The organism is Nocardia sp. NPDC058058 (assembly GCF_042885355.1).
GTDB lineage: Bacteria > Actinomycetota > Actinomycetes > Mycobacteriales > Mycobacteriaceae > Nocardia.
This window is the reverse complement of the sequence record NZ_JBHVSA010000001.1, coordinates 924373-937749: the sequence shown is the minus strand read 5'-3', so window position 1 is coordinate 937749 and position 13377 is coordinate 924373. Positions and strand designations below refer to the sequence as shown.

The 13377-nt window shown below is 68.4% G+C and carries 12 protein-coding genes; 8 read left to right on the top strand and 4 right to left on the bottom strand.

Annotated features, from left to right (window positions below):
* Positions 1-22: 22 nt before the first annotated feature.
* From ACFVUS_RS04210 to ACFVUS_RS04200, 3 genes are read left to right on the top strand one after another with little or no spacing between them, the layout of a single operon-like run.
* A complete protein-coding gene (locus tag ACFVUS_RS04210) occupies positions 23-406 on the top strand; it encodes a hypothetical protein (RefSeq protein WP_387761701.1) in 384 nt (127 codons plus the stop codon).
* A gap of 27 nt (positions 407-433) precedes the next feature.
* Entirely contained in the window at positions 434-1477 is a 1044-nt protein-coding gene (gene mgrA / locus ACFVUS_RS04205; RefSeq protein WP_387761700.1) for an L-glyceraldehyde 3-phosphate reductase, read from the top strand.
* A 49-nt stretch (positions 1478-1526) separates the two neighbouring features.
* Positions 1527-2942 (top strand): amidase, encoded by a 1416-nt coding sequence (locus tag ACFVUS_RS04200; protein WP_387761699.1) that lies wholly within the window; start codon positions 1527-1529, stop codon positions 2940-2942.
* Here ACFVUS_RS04200 and ACFVUS_RS04195 read toward each other — a convergent pair.
* From ACFVUS_RS04195 to ACFVUS_RS04185, 3 genes are all read right to left on the bottom strand, one after another.
* Positions 2932-3795, bottom strand: a complete 864-nt coding sequence (locus ACFVUS_RS04195) for a DUF4389 domain-containing protein (RefSeq protein ID WP_387761698.1) — start codon at positions 3793-3795, stop codon at positions 2932-2934. The genes ACFVUS_RS04200 and ACFVUS_RS04195 overlap by 11 nt on opposite strands.
* 127 nt (positions 3796-3922) lie before the next feature.
* The gene (locus tag ACFVUS_RS04190) at positions 3923-4468 is read right to left on the bottom strand and encodes an AAA family ATPase (protein ID WP_387761697.1); all 546 of its coding nucleotides are present in this window, start codon (positions 4466-4468) and stop codon (positions 3923-3925) included.
* Between the two features lie 35 nt (positions 4469-4503).
* Positions 4504-5013 (bottom strand): hypothetical protein, encoded by a 510-nt coding sequence (locus tag ACFVUS_RS04185; RefSeq protein WP_387761696.1) that lies wholly within the window; start codon positions 5011-5013, stop codon positions 4504-4506.
* A 151-nt stretch (positions 5014-5164) separates the two neighbouring features.
* On the opposite strand from ACFVUS_RS04185, the gene ACFVUS_RS04180 reads away from it, so the two are divergent.
* The gene (locus tag ACFVUS_RS04180; RefSeq protein ID WP_387761695.1) at positions 5165-6280 is read left to right on the top strand and encodes a hypothetical protein; all 1116 of its coding nucleotides are present in this window, start codon (positions 5165-5167) and stop codon (positions 6278-6280) included.
* Here ACFVUS_RS04180 and ACFVUS_RS04175 read toward each other — a convergent pair whose 3' ends face one another.
* Complete coding sequence (locus ACFVUS_RS04175; protein WP_387761694.1) at positions 6281-7411, bottom strand: glycosyltransferase; 1131 nt, start codon at positions 7409-7411, stop codon at positions 6281-6283.
* Positions 7412-7587: 176 nt separating this feature from the next.
* On the opposite strand from ACFVUS_RS04175, the gene ACFVUS_RS04170 reads away from it, so the two are divergent.
* The 4 genes from ACFVUS_RS04170 (at position 7588) to ACFVUS_RS04155 (ending at position 13376) form a co-directional block, all read left to right on the top strand.
* Complete coding sequence (locus ACFVUS_RS04170; protein ID WP_387761693.1) at positions 7588-8307, top strand: FadR/GntR family transcriptional regulator; 720 nt, start codon at positions 7588-7590, stop codon at positions 8305-8307.
* Between the two features lie 131 nt (positions 8308-8438).
* Complete coding sequence (locus ACFVUS_RS04165; protein WP_387761692.1) at positions 8439-9968, top strand: aldehyde dehydrogenase family protein; 1530 nt, start codon at positions 8439-8441, stop codon at positions 9966-9968.
* Positions 9969-9978: 10 nt separating this feature from the next.
* Positions 9979-10992, top strand: coding sequence for a hypothetical protein (locus ACFVUS_RS04160; RefSeq protein ID WP_387761691.1), 1014 nt, complete (start codon positions 9979-9981; stop codon positions 10990-10992).
* A gap of 17 nt (positions 10993-11009) precedes the next feature.
* A complete protein-coding gene (locus ACFVUS_RS04155) occupies positions 11010-13376 on the top strand; it encodes a GMC family oxidoreductase N-terminal domain-containing protein (protein WP_387761690.1) in 2367 nt (788 codons plus the stop codon).
* Position 13377 lies beyond the last annotated feature (1 nt).

Genomic DNA, 13377 nt, shown 5'->3' with positions numbered 1-13377 from the left:
GAAATCGTCTTCAGGAGTTGCTATGGCGTCTGACAAGCCCTTTGGGATCGATCCGGAAGATTTCGAGCGTGCGCTGCGGGAGGCGGGGGTTGAGATCGGGGGGTTGATTGGGAAGGCGGGGGAGATTATTGACAGGGCGGGGGTGAATTCTTTGGCGGGGTTGTTGGGGCAGTTCGTGCAGCCGGAGCGGGGGCGGGCGACGAAGGTGGAGGAGGAGACGACCGGGGAGACCGGGAGTGGGGTGTGGGCTATTTATAGTCTCGATGAGGCGGGGGTCGCGTTGGTGGAGCAGGTTTTCCCGAGTGAGCTGGAGGCTTTGCGGGCGCATCGGGACAATACCGATGTGCGGCGGCGGGTGCGGTTTCTGCCGTACGGGGTTCCGGTGACCGCGTTGGATGGGAACTGAGCGGCGGGGACGTGCTAATAGTTCGGGATGACATTCACTGCTGATCCGGCCCGATACGACGGGGCCATGCGTTACCGACGGTGTGGACGGTCCGGGCTGGATTTGCCGGTGCTGTCGCTGGGGTTCTGGCACAACTTCGGGGATGATCGGCCGTTCGCGGGGCAGCGGGCAATCGCGTTGCGGGCCTTCGATTCCGGGATCACGCATTTCGATCTGGCGAACAACTACGGGCCACCCTATGGTGCGGCGGAGATCAACGCGGGGCGGATTCTGCGGGAGGATCTCGCGGCGTATCGCGATGAATTGGTCATCTCCACCAAGGCGGGCTGGGATATGTGGCCGGGCCCGTACGGGCAGGGCGGCGGGTCACGCAAGTATGTGCTGGCATCGCTCGATCAGTCGCTGACCCGGCTCGGGCTGGATTACGTCGATATCTTCTATTCGCACCGGTTCGATCCGGACACTCCCCTGGAGGAGACCGCGCGGGCGCTGGATACCGCTGTGCGACAGGGGAAAGCGCTGTACGTCGGTATTTCCTCGTACACCGCGCCGAACGCCGCGGCGATGGCGGAACTGCTTCGGGACCTCGGCACCCCGCTGCTGATTCATCAGCCGTCCTATTCGATGCTCAATCGCTGGATCGAAACCGAGGGGCTGCTCGATACCGCCGCCGACGCGGGATTCGGGGTCATCGGATTCACCGCGCTCGCACAGGGACTGCTCACCGGAAAGTACTTGGACGGGATCCCGGCGGGTTCGCGTGCCACCCAGGACAAATCATTCCAAACCGAATGGCTGACCGAGGAGATGCTCGGCCGCCTGCGCGGCTTGAACGATATCGCCGCCAAACGCGATCAGACGCTCGCGCAATTGGCACTGACCTGGGCATTGCGTGATCCGCGCGTCACCTCGCTGGTGATCGGCGCATCCTCGGTACAGCAGTTGGATCAGAATGTCGGCGCGCTGGCCGGACCGGATCTGACCGATTCGGAATTGGCGGCGATCGATGCCCTGCTCGATGACGACGGCACCGTCGATCTGTGGCGCGCGGCCCGCAAGGGCGAGTTGTAAGCGCCCGTAAGCCTTCCCCCGCGCGGTGGCCGCTCTCTATGCTCGGCTAATGCTGGACAGTCGACTAGATGCCTTCGCCGATGACGCCCTGGGCCATCACGACGCGGTCGGAGCGGCCGCCGCGGTCCGCGCGGGGGTGACCACCCCGGCCGAACTGGCCGCGGCCGCCGCGGCCCGCGCCCGCAAGGTCGATCCGGCGCTGCACGCGATCGTGCACGCGGACTACGAGCAACCGCGCTACGGCGAGGACGAATCCGCGGCACTGTACGGGGTGCCCACGTTCGTCAAGGACAACACCGATGTGCGCGGTATGCCGAGCAATCACGGCACCACCGCGTTCCGGGCACGGCCCGCACGCGCCGATGGCGTGTACACGAGCCAATTGCTCGGTACGGGTATGACGGTGCTGGGCAAATCCCGGCTGCCGGAGTTCGGATTCAGTGCCACAACCGAATTCATGACCGCCGAACCCGCGCGCAATCCGTGGAACACCGAGTATTCGGTGGGCGCGTCCTCCGGCGGCGCGGCCGCGCTGGTGGCGGCGGGCGTGGTGCCGATCGCGCACGCCAATGACGGTGGCGGATCGATTCGAATCCCGGCGGCATGCGCCGGACTGGTCGGGTTGAAGCCGAGCCGGGGCCGCCATGTGGACGGCGAAATGGCGCGCATGATGCCGATCAACCTGGTCTCCGAGGGCGTGCTCACCCGTACGGTGCGCGATACCGCCGCGTATGTGGCTGCCGCGGAGGATTTTCGACGCAATCCGAAACTGCCGCCGATCGGCGCGGTACTGGGCCCGGCCCGGCGTCGGCTGCGAATCGGGCTGGTCACGGACACGCTGATGGGCGAGCCCATCGATGCCGAGACGCGGGCGGCACTGGAGTACACCGCGGCGCTGCTGGAGCATGCCGGACATCGGGTCGAACCGGTGCGATTGCCGGTCACGCGCGGCTGGGCCGATGATTTCGTGCAACTGTGGGCGCTACTGGCCGATTTGATCGGCACGGCGGGCAAGCTGACCTTCGACCGATCCTTCGACACCGCCGAATTCGATGGCCTCACAAGAGGTTTGCGCGCCCATCACCGGGCGAATCTGCATCGCACGCCCGGTGCGCTGTGGCGGCTGCGCGGTACCGCGGACGCGGTGGCCGGAATGTTCGCCAAACACGAACTGATCCTGTCCCCGGTGCTCTGTCACACCACACCGAAGATCGGATACCTCAGTCCCACACTGGAATTCGATGAACTACTGACGCGGCTGATGAACTACGTCGGTTTCACCCCGATCAACAATGTGGCGGGCACCCCGGGGATCTCGCTGCCGATGGGCATGACCGGTGCGGGCATGCCCATCGGCGTGCAACTCTCCGCGGCCTACGGTGATGAACGGACACTGCTGGAATCCGCCTTCGAACTCGAAGCGGCACACCGTTTTCCGTCCATCACCCGGCGCGCTAAGGGTTGAGCGGCTGCGAGGTGCCCGGCGACAGTGAGTAGTCGTCGGAATCGTCGTCGGTGCTGGTCGTGACCGATTGCAGCAGGCTGGCCACGATACCCAGGATCAGCATGACGATCAGCAGGATCTGCCCGGCCCGGGACAGCAGCAGCGGCCGGGTCGGGGACTGCTGCGGCACCGACGGCACCCACTCCGCGCCGGCCGCGGCGGGAACACCGGTCTGATCACCGAAGACGCCCTTGAGGTAGGCGGGGGTGAGCAGATACGTGTAGGCCTGCGTGCGTAGTTCGGCGCGCAGCACAGCGCTGGTCGCCTCGAAGACCGGGCGCGGCATGCGGCCGGTGATCAGCACGATCAGCCACAGCACGAATGACACCACCGCCCAGCCGCCGGTGAGCCAGCTGGTGAAGACCAGGATCGGGAATGCCAGGATCAGCCGGAACAGCACCGCCAGCCGGTTCAACGGTGTCGGTGCCGGAAACAGCACGCGCACAGGGTAATCCGGCGGATTCCAGGCGAACGGCGGGTACGCGTCGACCAGCAGCATGCCGTACGCGTAGACCCGCGTGCTGTAGGAGAAGTACCCGCGCAGGAAATCGCCGCACCATTCCGGCAGTCGCCCGGTGAACAGCGCGCCGAACCAGCCGCAGACCACCACCACGAACGCGGCGATGCCCAGCACCCACAGCGCGATCAGCTGCGGGATGACCAGCAGCGCGCGCAACAGCACCGTCCAGCGCCGATGCTGTTCCGGCGGAAAGACATCCAATTCGACCAGCGTCTCACCGCCCTGCCACTCCTGGCTGCCCGGTGGTTGCTGCCACTCCGCGCCGCCGGAGGGCCACGGTTCACCCATCGTCATGTGATCACACCCGCTTTCGGATTCGAGCCGTCTTCAGTCGTGCCCGAATGTAGTCCGGAACGGGAGAATTGCCCGGTAACGCGCCGATGTGACACCTACTACCGGACGGGTGGCGACCGCATGACTCTCATCGATCGGTACGGGTCGCCCGCGCGATCTCGATATCGCGGTGAATTCGCTCGGTGATTGCGGACAGATCCCAGCTCGCGTCGATGCGGGTCTCGGTGACGAATCCCAGTGGCTGCCAGCCGTGATACCACTCGGCGAGCGAACTCTCCGGCACCTCGGCGGCCAGGGGTCGGCTCGCATGCCGGACGAGGGTCTCCTCGAAGGTGAGATCGAATCCGTAGAACAGGCTCGCCGGGGCGGCTCCGGCCAGACGCTCGAGCATGGCCTCGTAGCGGCGGGTGTCCAGAATGCCTTCGACAATCGTCACCAGGCCGCGAGCCAGCGCGAACCGCGCGATGTGCTCGATCAGGTCGACATTGATCCGGCCCGGTTCGTCCGGCTCCCAGGTCATTTGGCGGCGCACCACATCCTGGGGCACGACCACGCAGCTGCCGCGCGGTATCGAATGCTGCAAAGTCCGTGCGGTGGTGGACTTTCCGGACGCCGAATTCCCGCGCAGCACCACCAGCACCGCGCGGGTCGCTCCGTCATCTCCATTCGTCATCGCCCCCACCGTATCCGGCGGCACACGTGGCGATATCAGGAGGCGACGGGGACGATGCGGCCGTCGGCGGTGTGCACGTGGATGAGCGGATGTTCCCCGTTGCGGGTGCGGACCAGCGCGAACGCCAGGCCGTTCGGGGCGATCGGGGCGGTGTAGCTGTCGATGGTGGAAATGACCGTCAGCGTGGTGGCATCGGCCGCGGCGGTGCCGAGCACGGCGGACCAACCGGTCTCAGCCGGTTTGCCGTCGGTGTCCGGATGCACCATGCGACTTCGGCTCATGCGCAGGAGCGGGCGATGGTCGAGCGTGCGCGCGGGCCGGGCGCGCGACACCGGGCGCGGGGTGCCCGAGACCATCGCCGGGGTTATCCATTCGTCGTCGCGATGCTCCACGATGACGATGACGCGGAAATCCCGGCTCTCCAGCAGTACCGCGGCCGCGCCGTCGCCATGTTCGATGAGCGCGACCGGCTGGAAGCCCTGGTCGAGTGCGGCCAGCCGGGCGGTGGCCGCCGCCACGGCGGGATGCGGAGGTATGGAAGTCATTGGGGCTGCCCCCTTCACCTCGGATCGAACCACGAATTGTAGGCACGGTCGGCGGGCGCGGCCACTCATACGCGCTAAGTGAAATGAACACGCAGCCTGATGGTTTCGCGGACACAATGTCAGGGTTCGACTCGAATCCGGAAGGTGTCCGATGACAGATGTGCTGCTGACCCCGCCCGATGCGGCCGAGGTTCACCTGGTGGCGCGCGGGGTGGTCACCGCGGCACAGGGCGAGCAGGGACTCACCCCGTTGCAGCAGTTGCTGATTCCGGCGCTGTTCCTGTCCCTCACCGGGCACCCGGTGGAATTGGACAGCCTGGCCCCGATCACCGCCGAGGAATACGCGCACGGCCTGACCCGGCGCAATCGGATCTTCCGCGAACGGGTCATCCAGACCATGCTGCTGGCCGCGCTGGTGGTGCGGCCGCTGCCCGCGAGCGTGGCCGAGAAGCTGCGGGTGTTCGCCGACGCGCTCGACGTGGACGACGACATGATCTCGGTGGCACGCAAATACGCCGACGGCGCGGAGGATCTGGCGGCGGTGGATTTCTCCCGCAACGGGTATCTCGGTGGGCTCGGTGCGGGACGGCTGCACGCGCTGCACACCTCGGAGCTGGACAGTTCATGGAGTGCGGTGGTCGACGATCCGGTGCTGGCAGCCCGCTGGGCAGAACTGCGGGAGCTGCCCATGGGTACGCTCGGGCGCGGGGTGGCGGATTTCTATCGCGACCGCGGCTTCGTCACGCCCGGTTTGCCGGGTTCCGCGCCTCCGCTACTGGCCCAGCATGATTGGGTGCATGTGCTGGCCGGATACGGCACCACGTTGGAGAACGAGATCGAGGTGTTCGCGTTCATGGCGCGCGCCAACGATGATCCGCGGGCGTTCAGTCTGCTGGCGATGGTGATCTCGCTGTTCGAAACCGGGTATCTGCGGGCCGGGGCCGGGCTGTTCGAGGCGGACGCGGGGCATCTGCGGGCCTCGGGCATGGCGGGGCGGCTCGGTGACGCGCTGCGGCGCGGCGCGCTCACCCAGGGCAGTCATGACTTCCTGGATCAGGACTGGTTCGATCTGGCCGATCGCCCAATATCGGTGGTGCGCACTGAGATCGGGCTCGTACCCAAGGCCGAGGCCGCGATCGCCTCGGGTTCGGTAGGACCGTGGCAGCCCGGCGGCATCACCCCGTATCAGTTGAACTCCGCGCGGGTGGCGGCCGAATCCGAAGCGCGCCAGTATGTTCCGTGGGAGCCGGACCCGACGCGCGACTGATCAGGCCGAGCCGAGCAGGCCGAGCATTCCGGAAACGGCTGCGGACCAGGTAAATTGCTCGGCGCGGGTGCGGGCGGCGCGGCGGCGTTCGAGGAGCGGGCGGGACAGCACGTCGGTGACGGCGTGCGCGAAGGCGGTGGGGTGGTCGGCGGCGACGGCCCCGCAGTCGGCGGTGACGATATCGGCGAGTGCGGAGGAGCGGCTGGCCACCACCGGGGTGCCCGCGGCCAGCGCTTCCAGGGCGGCCAAGCCGAAGGTTTCGTGCGGGCCGGGAGCCAGGGAGACATCGGCGGTGGCCAGCAGGGTCGCCAATTCGGTTCGGTCATTGATGAATCCGGTGAAATGCACGGCCGGCAGGCCATCGCGCAGCGGGGCCAGGGTGCGGGCGCGGCGTTCCAGTGCCTCACGGCGCGGGCCGTCCCCGGCGACGATGAGCCGCGCGTCGACGCCTTCGCGGCGCAATCGCGCGACGGCTTCGATACTGCGATCCACCCGCTTCTCCACCGACAGTCGCCCGCAGTGCACGAGCAGCGGATAGTCCTGCGCGCCCAGGTCGGTGCGCAACCGGACGTCGCAGCGGGACGGGGTGAACATGTCCAGATCCACCCCGAGTGGGACCAGTTCCACGTTCGGCACATCGATGCGCTCGAACTCCTCGCGCGCGAATTGTGTTGTGCAGACGACGATGTCGTAGTTCTCGGCGGTGCGCCGATTGGCCGCGTCGGCCGCCCGGCGCGCGGCCGGTCCGGGCAGCACCTGCCCCAGCAGTCGATCCAGTCGCTCGTGCGAAATCATCACCCCGGCCACATCGCGCCGCCGCGCCCAGCGCCCGAATCCCCGCAGCGTCAAACGATCCGACACCTCGAGCACGTCGGGCCGCAGTCCGGACAGTACATCGGCCACCCGGCGCGGATGCGCCGCCCGATATCCGCCCGTCCACGGAATCGCGGGCGCGGGCACCGTGATTCGCCACACCCCCGACGGCAACAACTCCTCGCCACGCCGTGGCCCCGGCACGATCAGCACCACTTCGTGCCCCGCCGCCACATACCCCTCACCCAGGTGATGCAGTGCGGTGCGCAGCCCACCCGACCGCGGCCCATAAAAGTTCGCCAGCTGCACGATGCGCACGTCGCTGATCGTGCAGGGCAACGGGTTACCTGCGGCACCCCACCGACCAACGCCACATGAACACCCGCCGAAGACCCCGCCACATCACGACCTCGGGGATTTCAGCGCGGTGTCGAATCGGCCACCCACTGGTCTGGCCGCTTGACCTGTTGACCAGGCGGACCTACGTTCGGGGCATGGCAATCAGGCGGATCGATCGGCGGACGGTGCCCGATACCGTGTTCGAGCAGCTCGTGGACGAGGTGCTGGACGGGGAGTTGGCACCCGGGGCGGCATTGCCCGCCGAGCGGGCGCTCGCCGAGGCGCTGGGGGTGTCGCGACCGACCGTGCGGGAGGCATTGCAGCGATTGGCGCATACCGGATTGGTGGAGGTACGGCAGGGCGGGTCCACCACTGTTCGCGACTTCCGGCGGCATGCGGGCATGGATATGTTGCCGCGGCTGCTGGTGCGGCAGGGCGAGGTCGATCCTGCGGTGATTCGCTCGATCCTGGAAACGCGCCTGGTACTGGGACGTGAGGTGGCCGGGCTCGCGGCCGAACGCGCCGGGGCGCGGCTGGCGGGGGAGCTGGGCACGGCGCTGGAAGCGCTTGCGGCGCAGTCGGATCCGATCATGCAGCAGGTGACGGCGATGGCCTTCTGGGATCACCTGGTCGATGGGGCCGATTCGATCGTGTTCCGGCTGCTCTACAACGATCTGCGCGCGGTCTACGAGCCCGCGCTGGCGGCGCTGGCCGGTTTGATGGCCGCCGAGGTCAGCCAGGTCGAGCGCTATCGGGCGGTCGCGGACGCGGTCATCGCGGGTGACGGCGTGGCGGCCCGAGCGGCGGCGGAATCCCTCTTGTCCTTGGCCGCAAAGCAATTCGACACGGTACTGGGCCAGGTCCGCACCTCCTGAGCGCCGCCGTCCGGGCCGGGCGGTTGGGATAGTCCACGGCAACTGTTGCCTTATCCGTTCGCATGGATATAGTGGTCTGACCACTTGGCCATCTGGCCAAGATCGAATCTCTGTGAACAGGCGGGATGCATATGACGCCCCTCGAGCAGGCGGTGCGGGACACGGCCGCCGATGGCGATGTGCCGGAGTCGGCGACCGCGCAGGCGTTGATCGACGCGGCCCGGGCCGCGCAGCCCGGGTGGGGTGCGCTCGGGGTCGAGGGGCGGGTGCGGGCACTGGCCGGATTGCCGGGGCTGCTGCTGGCGGAGCTGGATCGGATCGCGGATGCGATCAGCTCGGAGAATGGCAAGCCGCGGGTGGAAGCCATTGCGCACGAGGCGGTTCCGGCCATCGCGCTGACCCGGCATCATCTGGAGAGCGCGGTCGCGACGCTGGGACCGGCCAAGATCACCTCGGCCAGCGCACCGCATCGCACGGGCCTGCGACTGCATCACCCCTACGGGGTCGTGGTCGCCATCGCGCCGTGGAATCTGCCGTTCCTGATTCCGTTCAGCCAGGTGCTGCCCGCCTTGATCGCCGGAAACTCGGTGATTCTCAAACCGTCCGAGCTGACCCCGAAGGTGGCGGCCGTGCTGGTCGAAGTGATCGCGCGATGCGAATTGCCCGCCGGGGTGCTCCAACTCGCGGTCGGTGACGGGTCGCTGGGCGCGGAACTGGTCGCGGCCGGACCGGACAAGGTGCTGTTCACCGGTTCGGTCGCCACCGGACGCAAGGTGATGGCCGCCGCCGCGCGATTCCCGATTCCGGTCGGGCTCGAACTGGGCGGGGTGGACGCGGCGCTCGTGCTGGACGACGCGGATCTGGAATTCACCACCTCCGCGGTGGCCTGGGGCGCGACTTTCAATGGCGGACAGGCGTGTTGCTCGATCGAGCGGGTCCTGGTGCACCGGGATCTGCACGACGCCTTCGTGGTGCGCCTGCGGGACAAACTGCGCCGCATCGACACCGGCCGTGATCTCGCGCCCGCCATCGATCAACGGCAGCAGAACATTTGGCGGCAGCACGTGGACGCCGCCCGGGAGGCCGGGCTCACCGTCGACGGCGGCGCGGTGCTGCCGGGCCGCCGCTACGCGCCCACCGTGATCACCGGCCCCGAGGTCACCGCGTCCGAGGTATGGCAGCAGGAGACGTTCGGCCCGGTCGTGGCCGTGGCCGCCTTCGACACCGATGAGCAGGCGATCGCCCTGCACAATGCGACCGAGTACGGACTGACCGCCAGCATCTTCTCCGCCGACACCGCCCGCGCCCGGACCCTGGCCCGGCGGCTGCACGCGGGTGCGGTGGCGATCAATGATGTTGCCGCCACCATGTATTCGACCCCCGAATTCCCCTGGGGCGGTGTCGCCCGCTCCGGGTTCGGCCGCTCGCACGGCACCGACGCCCTGCTGGACGCGGCCTGGGTGCAGATCGTGGAATCCCCGCGCGGCCCGGCCTTCGGCCCCAAACGCCCCTGGTGGTACCCGTACGGCGTCGAGTTGGAGGACGCCATGCGCGCGCTCGCCACGACCTTCGCCGAACCCCGCCCCATCGCCCGCCTGCGCGGTTACGGCCGCGCCGGCCAGCAGCTGCTCGGCATGCTCAGCCGCACACCGAAACTCTGAGGGACACCGCATGATTGCCACCGAACAGAACGCGCCCCGGCTGCGGCCCGGCGCCGATCACGTCGAATCCTGGTTCATCCGGGCCAATGACCCGTATTCCCCGCGCGCGGTGTGGATCAAGGCCACCGTGCTCACCGGTAAAGACGGCACCGCCCTGGCCCAGGCGTGGTGCAGTGTGTTCGACGGTGACCGCACGCGCGCCTGGTGCACCGACATTCCCCTGGACACAGCACGATTCGAGCAGAACGCGCTCGGGCAGGCGATCACGGCCGGGCCGCTGCGCATGCAGTTGACCGGGCGCGGCGGGGATTCGCAGGGCACGCTGGCGGACGACACCTCGACCATCTCTTGGGATCTGGAATTCACCCGGGTCGCGGTGATCGGCGCACCGCTGTCCATGCTGCCCTCGGATCGACTGCTGGACGCCGGCTTTCCCAAGAACAAGCTGGTGACCCCGTTCCCGGTCGCCACCGTCACCGGACACCTGGACTGGGACGGCGAACGCTGGGACCTGCACGGCTGGCACGGTATGCAGGGCCACAACTGGGGCGCGGAGCACAGCCCCGAATATGCCTGGGGCCACAGCGTTTTCACCGAGACCGGCACCGACGCCCCGTTCGCGGTCATGGAGGGCGCGTCCGGGCGCACCCGCATCGGCGGCAAGGTGTCCCCGCTGCTGTCCATGCTGGTGATCCGCCGCGGCGACCAGGAATACCGCTTCGACCGCATCGCCGATCTGTGGCGGCAGCGCCCGCACCTGGATTTCCCGCAGTGGACGCTGCGCATGCGCGGGCGCGACGGCACCGCCGAGGTGCGCATGCTGGCCGATCCCGCGCAGATGGTGTGCCTGGCCTACCGCAATCCGGCCCGCGCGAGAAGCTACTGCCTCAATTCCAAGACCGCCGCGGTATCGGTGCATGTGGCCCCGATCAACGGCAATGCCTTCGAATTGCGTAGCGCGCACGGCGGAGCGTTGGAATTCCTTGCCCCGCAGCCGGTTCCGGCCGTACAACCCATCGTCTGAGCGGAAAGCCCCGAACCATGCCTTTGACCTTCTTCGAGACCATGCGCGGCGAACTGCGGGACGCCGACGGCCACCCGCATCACGTCGCCATGGATCTGCGCTGCGAATCGGGGCGGGCGCTGGGCTTCGTCACCAATGGTCGCTCCCGCCTGACCGGCACCATTCGCGCGCTGCCCTGGGTGGACGGCGCGGCCGTGACCGGCACCCTGGTGGCCCTGCCGGTGACCAAGCGGCTGATGGCGTACGAGGTGAGCTTCCGCGACGATGACGGGCGTGCGTGGCGGCTCAGCGGGCACAAGGATGTGCGCTGGCTGCGCCGCGCACACGCCAGCCTGACCAACCTCGATGCGACGCTGTGGTGCGAGGACCGCGAAATCGCCTCGGGGCGAATGCAGTTCTTCGCCAATGACTATCCGAGCTTCCTGCGTTCGTTCCAGCCGTGGACCTCGCTGCGCGATGATCTGCCGGACGGCGCGAAGCCCACCGGTGTCCTGACCGACGCCCAGCGCTCGATATTGCGCGCGGTGGCGGCCGCGCTCATCGAACCGGGCGGCGCGGTGCCGCCCGTGGACGCGGGCACCGTCGATCGGGTCGACGAGTACATCGGCAATATGACCCCGATCATGCAGTCGGGCCTGCGGCTGGCGCTGCGCGGGCTGGATACCGCCGCGCGCGCCCGCTACCGGCACGGGCTGGCGGCGCTGGGGGAGACCGAGCGAGCGGAGTTCATCGAGGCCGCGCGCACGAATCCGGCCCTGCAACACGCGGTGGCGGCAGTCGAAACACCGGTGCGGATAGCGCATTTCAGTGATCGCCGCTACCTCGACGCCATCGGCGCGCCCGGCTATCGGGAGCCGGTGCTCGAACGCAAGCCCGGCTGGCTGGCGAATATGACCACCCCCGACGCGCTGCCCGGCCAGGACCTCATCGAATGCGATGTGGTGGTGATCGGGACCGGAGCGGGCGGCGCGGCGGTCGCGGCCCGGCTCACCGAACAGGGCCTGGGCGTGGTCATGGTCGAGGAGGGCGATTACGCCGGCCGCACCGAATTCCGCGGTGAACTGCACGACCGCACCCAGAAGTATTGGCGCGACGGCGGATACAACCTCGCGATCGGCAATTCGGTACTCGGGGTGAGCACCGGCCGGCTGGTCGGCGGCACCACGGCCATCAATTCCGGTACCGCCTTCCGCACCCCGGACGCGGTGCTGCGCGAATGGCTCGACGCGGGATTCCCGGGCGATTTCGAACCCGAGATCTTCGGTTCCTACCTGGACGAGGTCGCGACCGAACTCGGTATCGCCCATGCCGATTCGCGCTATCTGGGCCGGGTCGCCGACATCATCGGCAAGGGCGCGGACGCGCTGGGGGCCACGCACGGGCCGCTGCCGCGCAATGCGGTGGGCTGCGACGGTCAGGGCCAGTGCGTGTACGGCTGTCCCACCGATGCCAAACGCAGCAGCAATGTCAGTTGGGTGCCGCGCGCGCTGGAAGCCGGTGCGCAGCTGTACACCAACCTCACCGTCACCCGGATCCTGCTCAATGACCGGCGGGCGGTCGGCGTGCTCGCCGAAGGCCAGGACAGTCACGGCGCGCCGCGCACGCTGGAGATCCGGGCACGCGCGGTGGTGGTCGCCACCGGAACGCTCATGACGCCACTGCTGTTGCGCCGCAACGGCATCGACCTGCCCGCACTGGGACGCAACCTGTCGGTGCATCCCTCGCTCGGCGCGGTCGCGATGATGTCCACCCCGGGCACCCCGTGGACGGGCATTCCGCAGGGCTATCACGTCACCGGCCTGGGCGATCCGCTGTGCACGTTCGAAGGGGTTTCCATCCCACCGCAATTCGCGGCCGGGGTGCTGCCGTTCCACGGCGCGCAGCTCACCGAGTGGATGAATCGGTGGGCGTACACCGAGCAGTTCGGGGCCATGGTCCGCGATACCGGCAGCGGCAGCGTGCAGCACGGGCCGGGCGGGCGAAGCCTGTTGCGCTACACCGTGACTCCGCGCGTACAGGCCGCGCTCCAGCACGCCTGCGCGGGCCTGGCCGAGCTGTTCCTGCACGGTGGTGCGGAGGCGGTGGCGTTGCCGATCGCGGGCATGCCACCCATCCGCACCCTGGAGCAGGCCCGCGCGGTCGCCGAAACACCGCTCACGCCACGGCAATTCCGCATGATGGGTCCGCATCCCCTGGGCACCGCGCGAATGGGCCGCGATGCCCGCACCGCGGTGGTGGACTTCGAGAACCGGGTCTTCGGTACCAGGGGCCTCTACATCGCCGACGGTTCGGTGGTGCCCACCTCCCTCGGGGTCAATCCGCAGGTCACGATCATGGCCATGGCCCTGCGGGCGGCCGACGCGATCGCCGCCGAACTGCGCTGAG

What these genes read in the sequence shown, in the direction of transcription:
- ACFVUS_RS04155 (WP_387761690.1), top strand. Translation starts at nt 11,010, where the DNA reads ATGCCTTTGACCTTCTTCGAGACCATGCGCGGCGAACTGCGGGACGCC.
- ACFVUS_RS04190 (WP_387761697.1), bottom strand. Translation starts at nt 4,468, where the DNA reads ATGACGAATGGAGATGACGGAGCGACCCGCGCGGTGCTGGTGGTGCTG.
- ACFVUS_RS04200 (WP_387761699.1), top strand. Translation starts at nt 1,527, where the DNA reads ATGCTGGACAGTCGACTAGATGCCTTCGCCGATGACGCCCTGGGCCAT.
- ACFVUS_RS04170 (WP_387761693.1), top strand. Translation starts at nt 7,588, where the DNA reads ATGGCAATCAGGCGGATCGATCGGCGGACGGTGCCCGATACCGTGTTC.
- ACFVUS_RS04160 (WP_387761691.1), top strand. Translation starts at nt 9,979, where the DNA reads ATGATTGCCACCGAACAGAACGCGCCCCGGCTGCGGCCCGGCGCCGAT.
- ACFVUS_RS04210 (WP_387761701.1), top strand. Translation starts at nt 23, where the DNA reads ATGGCGTCTGACAAGCCCTTTGGGATCGATCCGGAAGATTTCGAGCGT.
- ACFVUS_RS04165 (WP_387761692.1), top strand. Translation starts at nt 8,439, where the DNA reads ATGACGCCCCTCGAGCAGGCGGTGCGGGACACGGCCGCCGATGGCGAT.
- ACFVUS_RS04195 (WP_387761698.1), bottom strand. Translation starts at nt 3,795, where the DNA reads ATGACGATGGGTGAACCGTGGCCCTCCGGCGGCGCGGAGTGGCAGCAA.
- ACFVUS_RS04180 (WP_387761695.1), top strand. Translation starts at nt 5,165, where the DNA reads ATGACAGATGTGCTGCTGACCCCGCCCGATGCGGCCGAGGTTCACCTG.
- mgrA (WP_387761700.1), top strand. Translation starts at nt 434, where the DNA reads ATGACATTCACTGCTGATCCGGCCCGATACGACGGGGCCATGCGTTAC.
- ACFVUS_RS04185 (WP_387761696.1), bottom strand. Translation starts at nt 5,013, where the DNA reads ATGACTTCCATACCTCCGCATCCCGCCGTGGCGGCGGCCACCGCCCGG.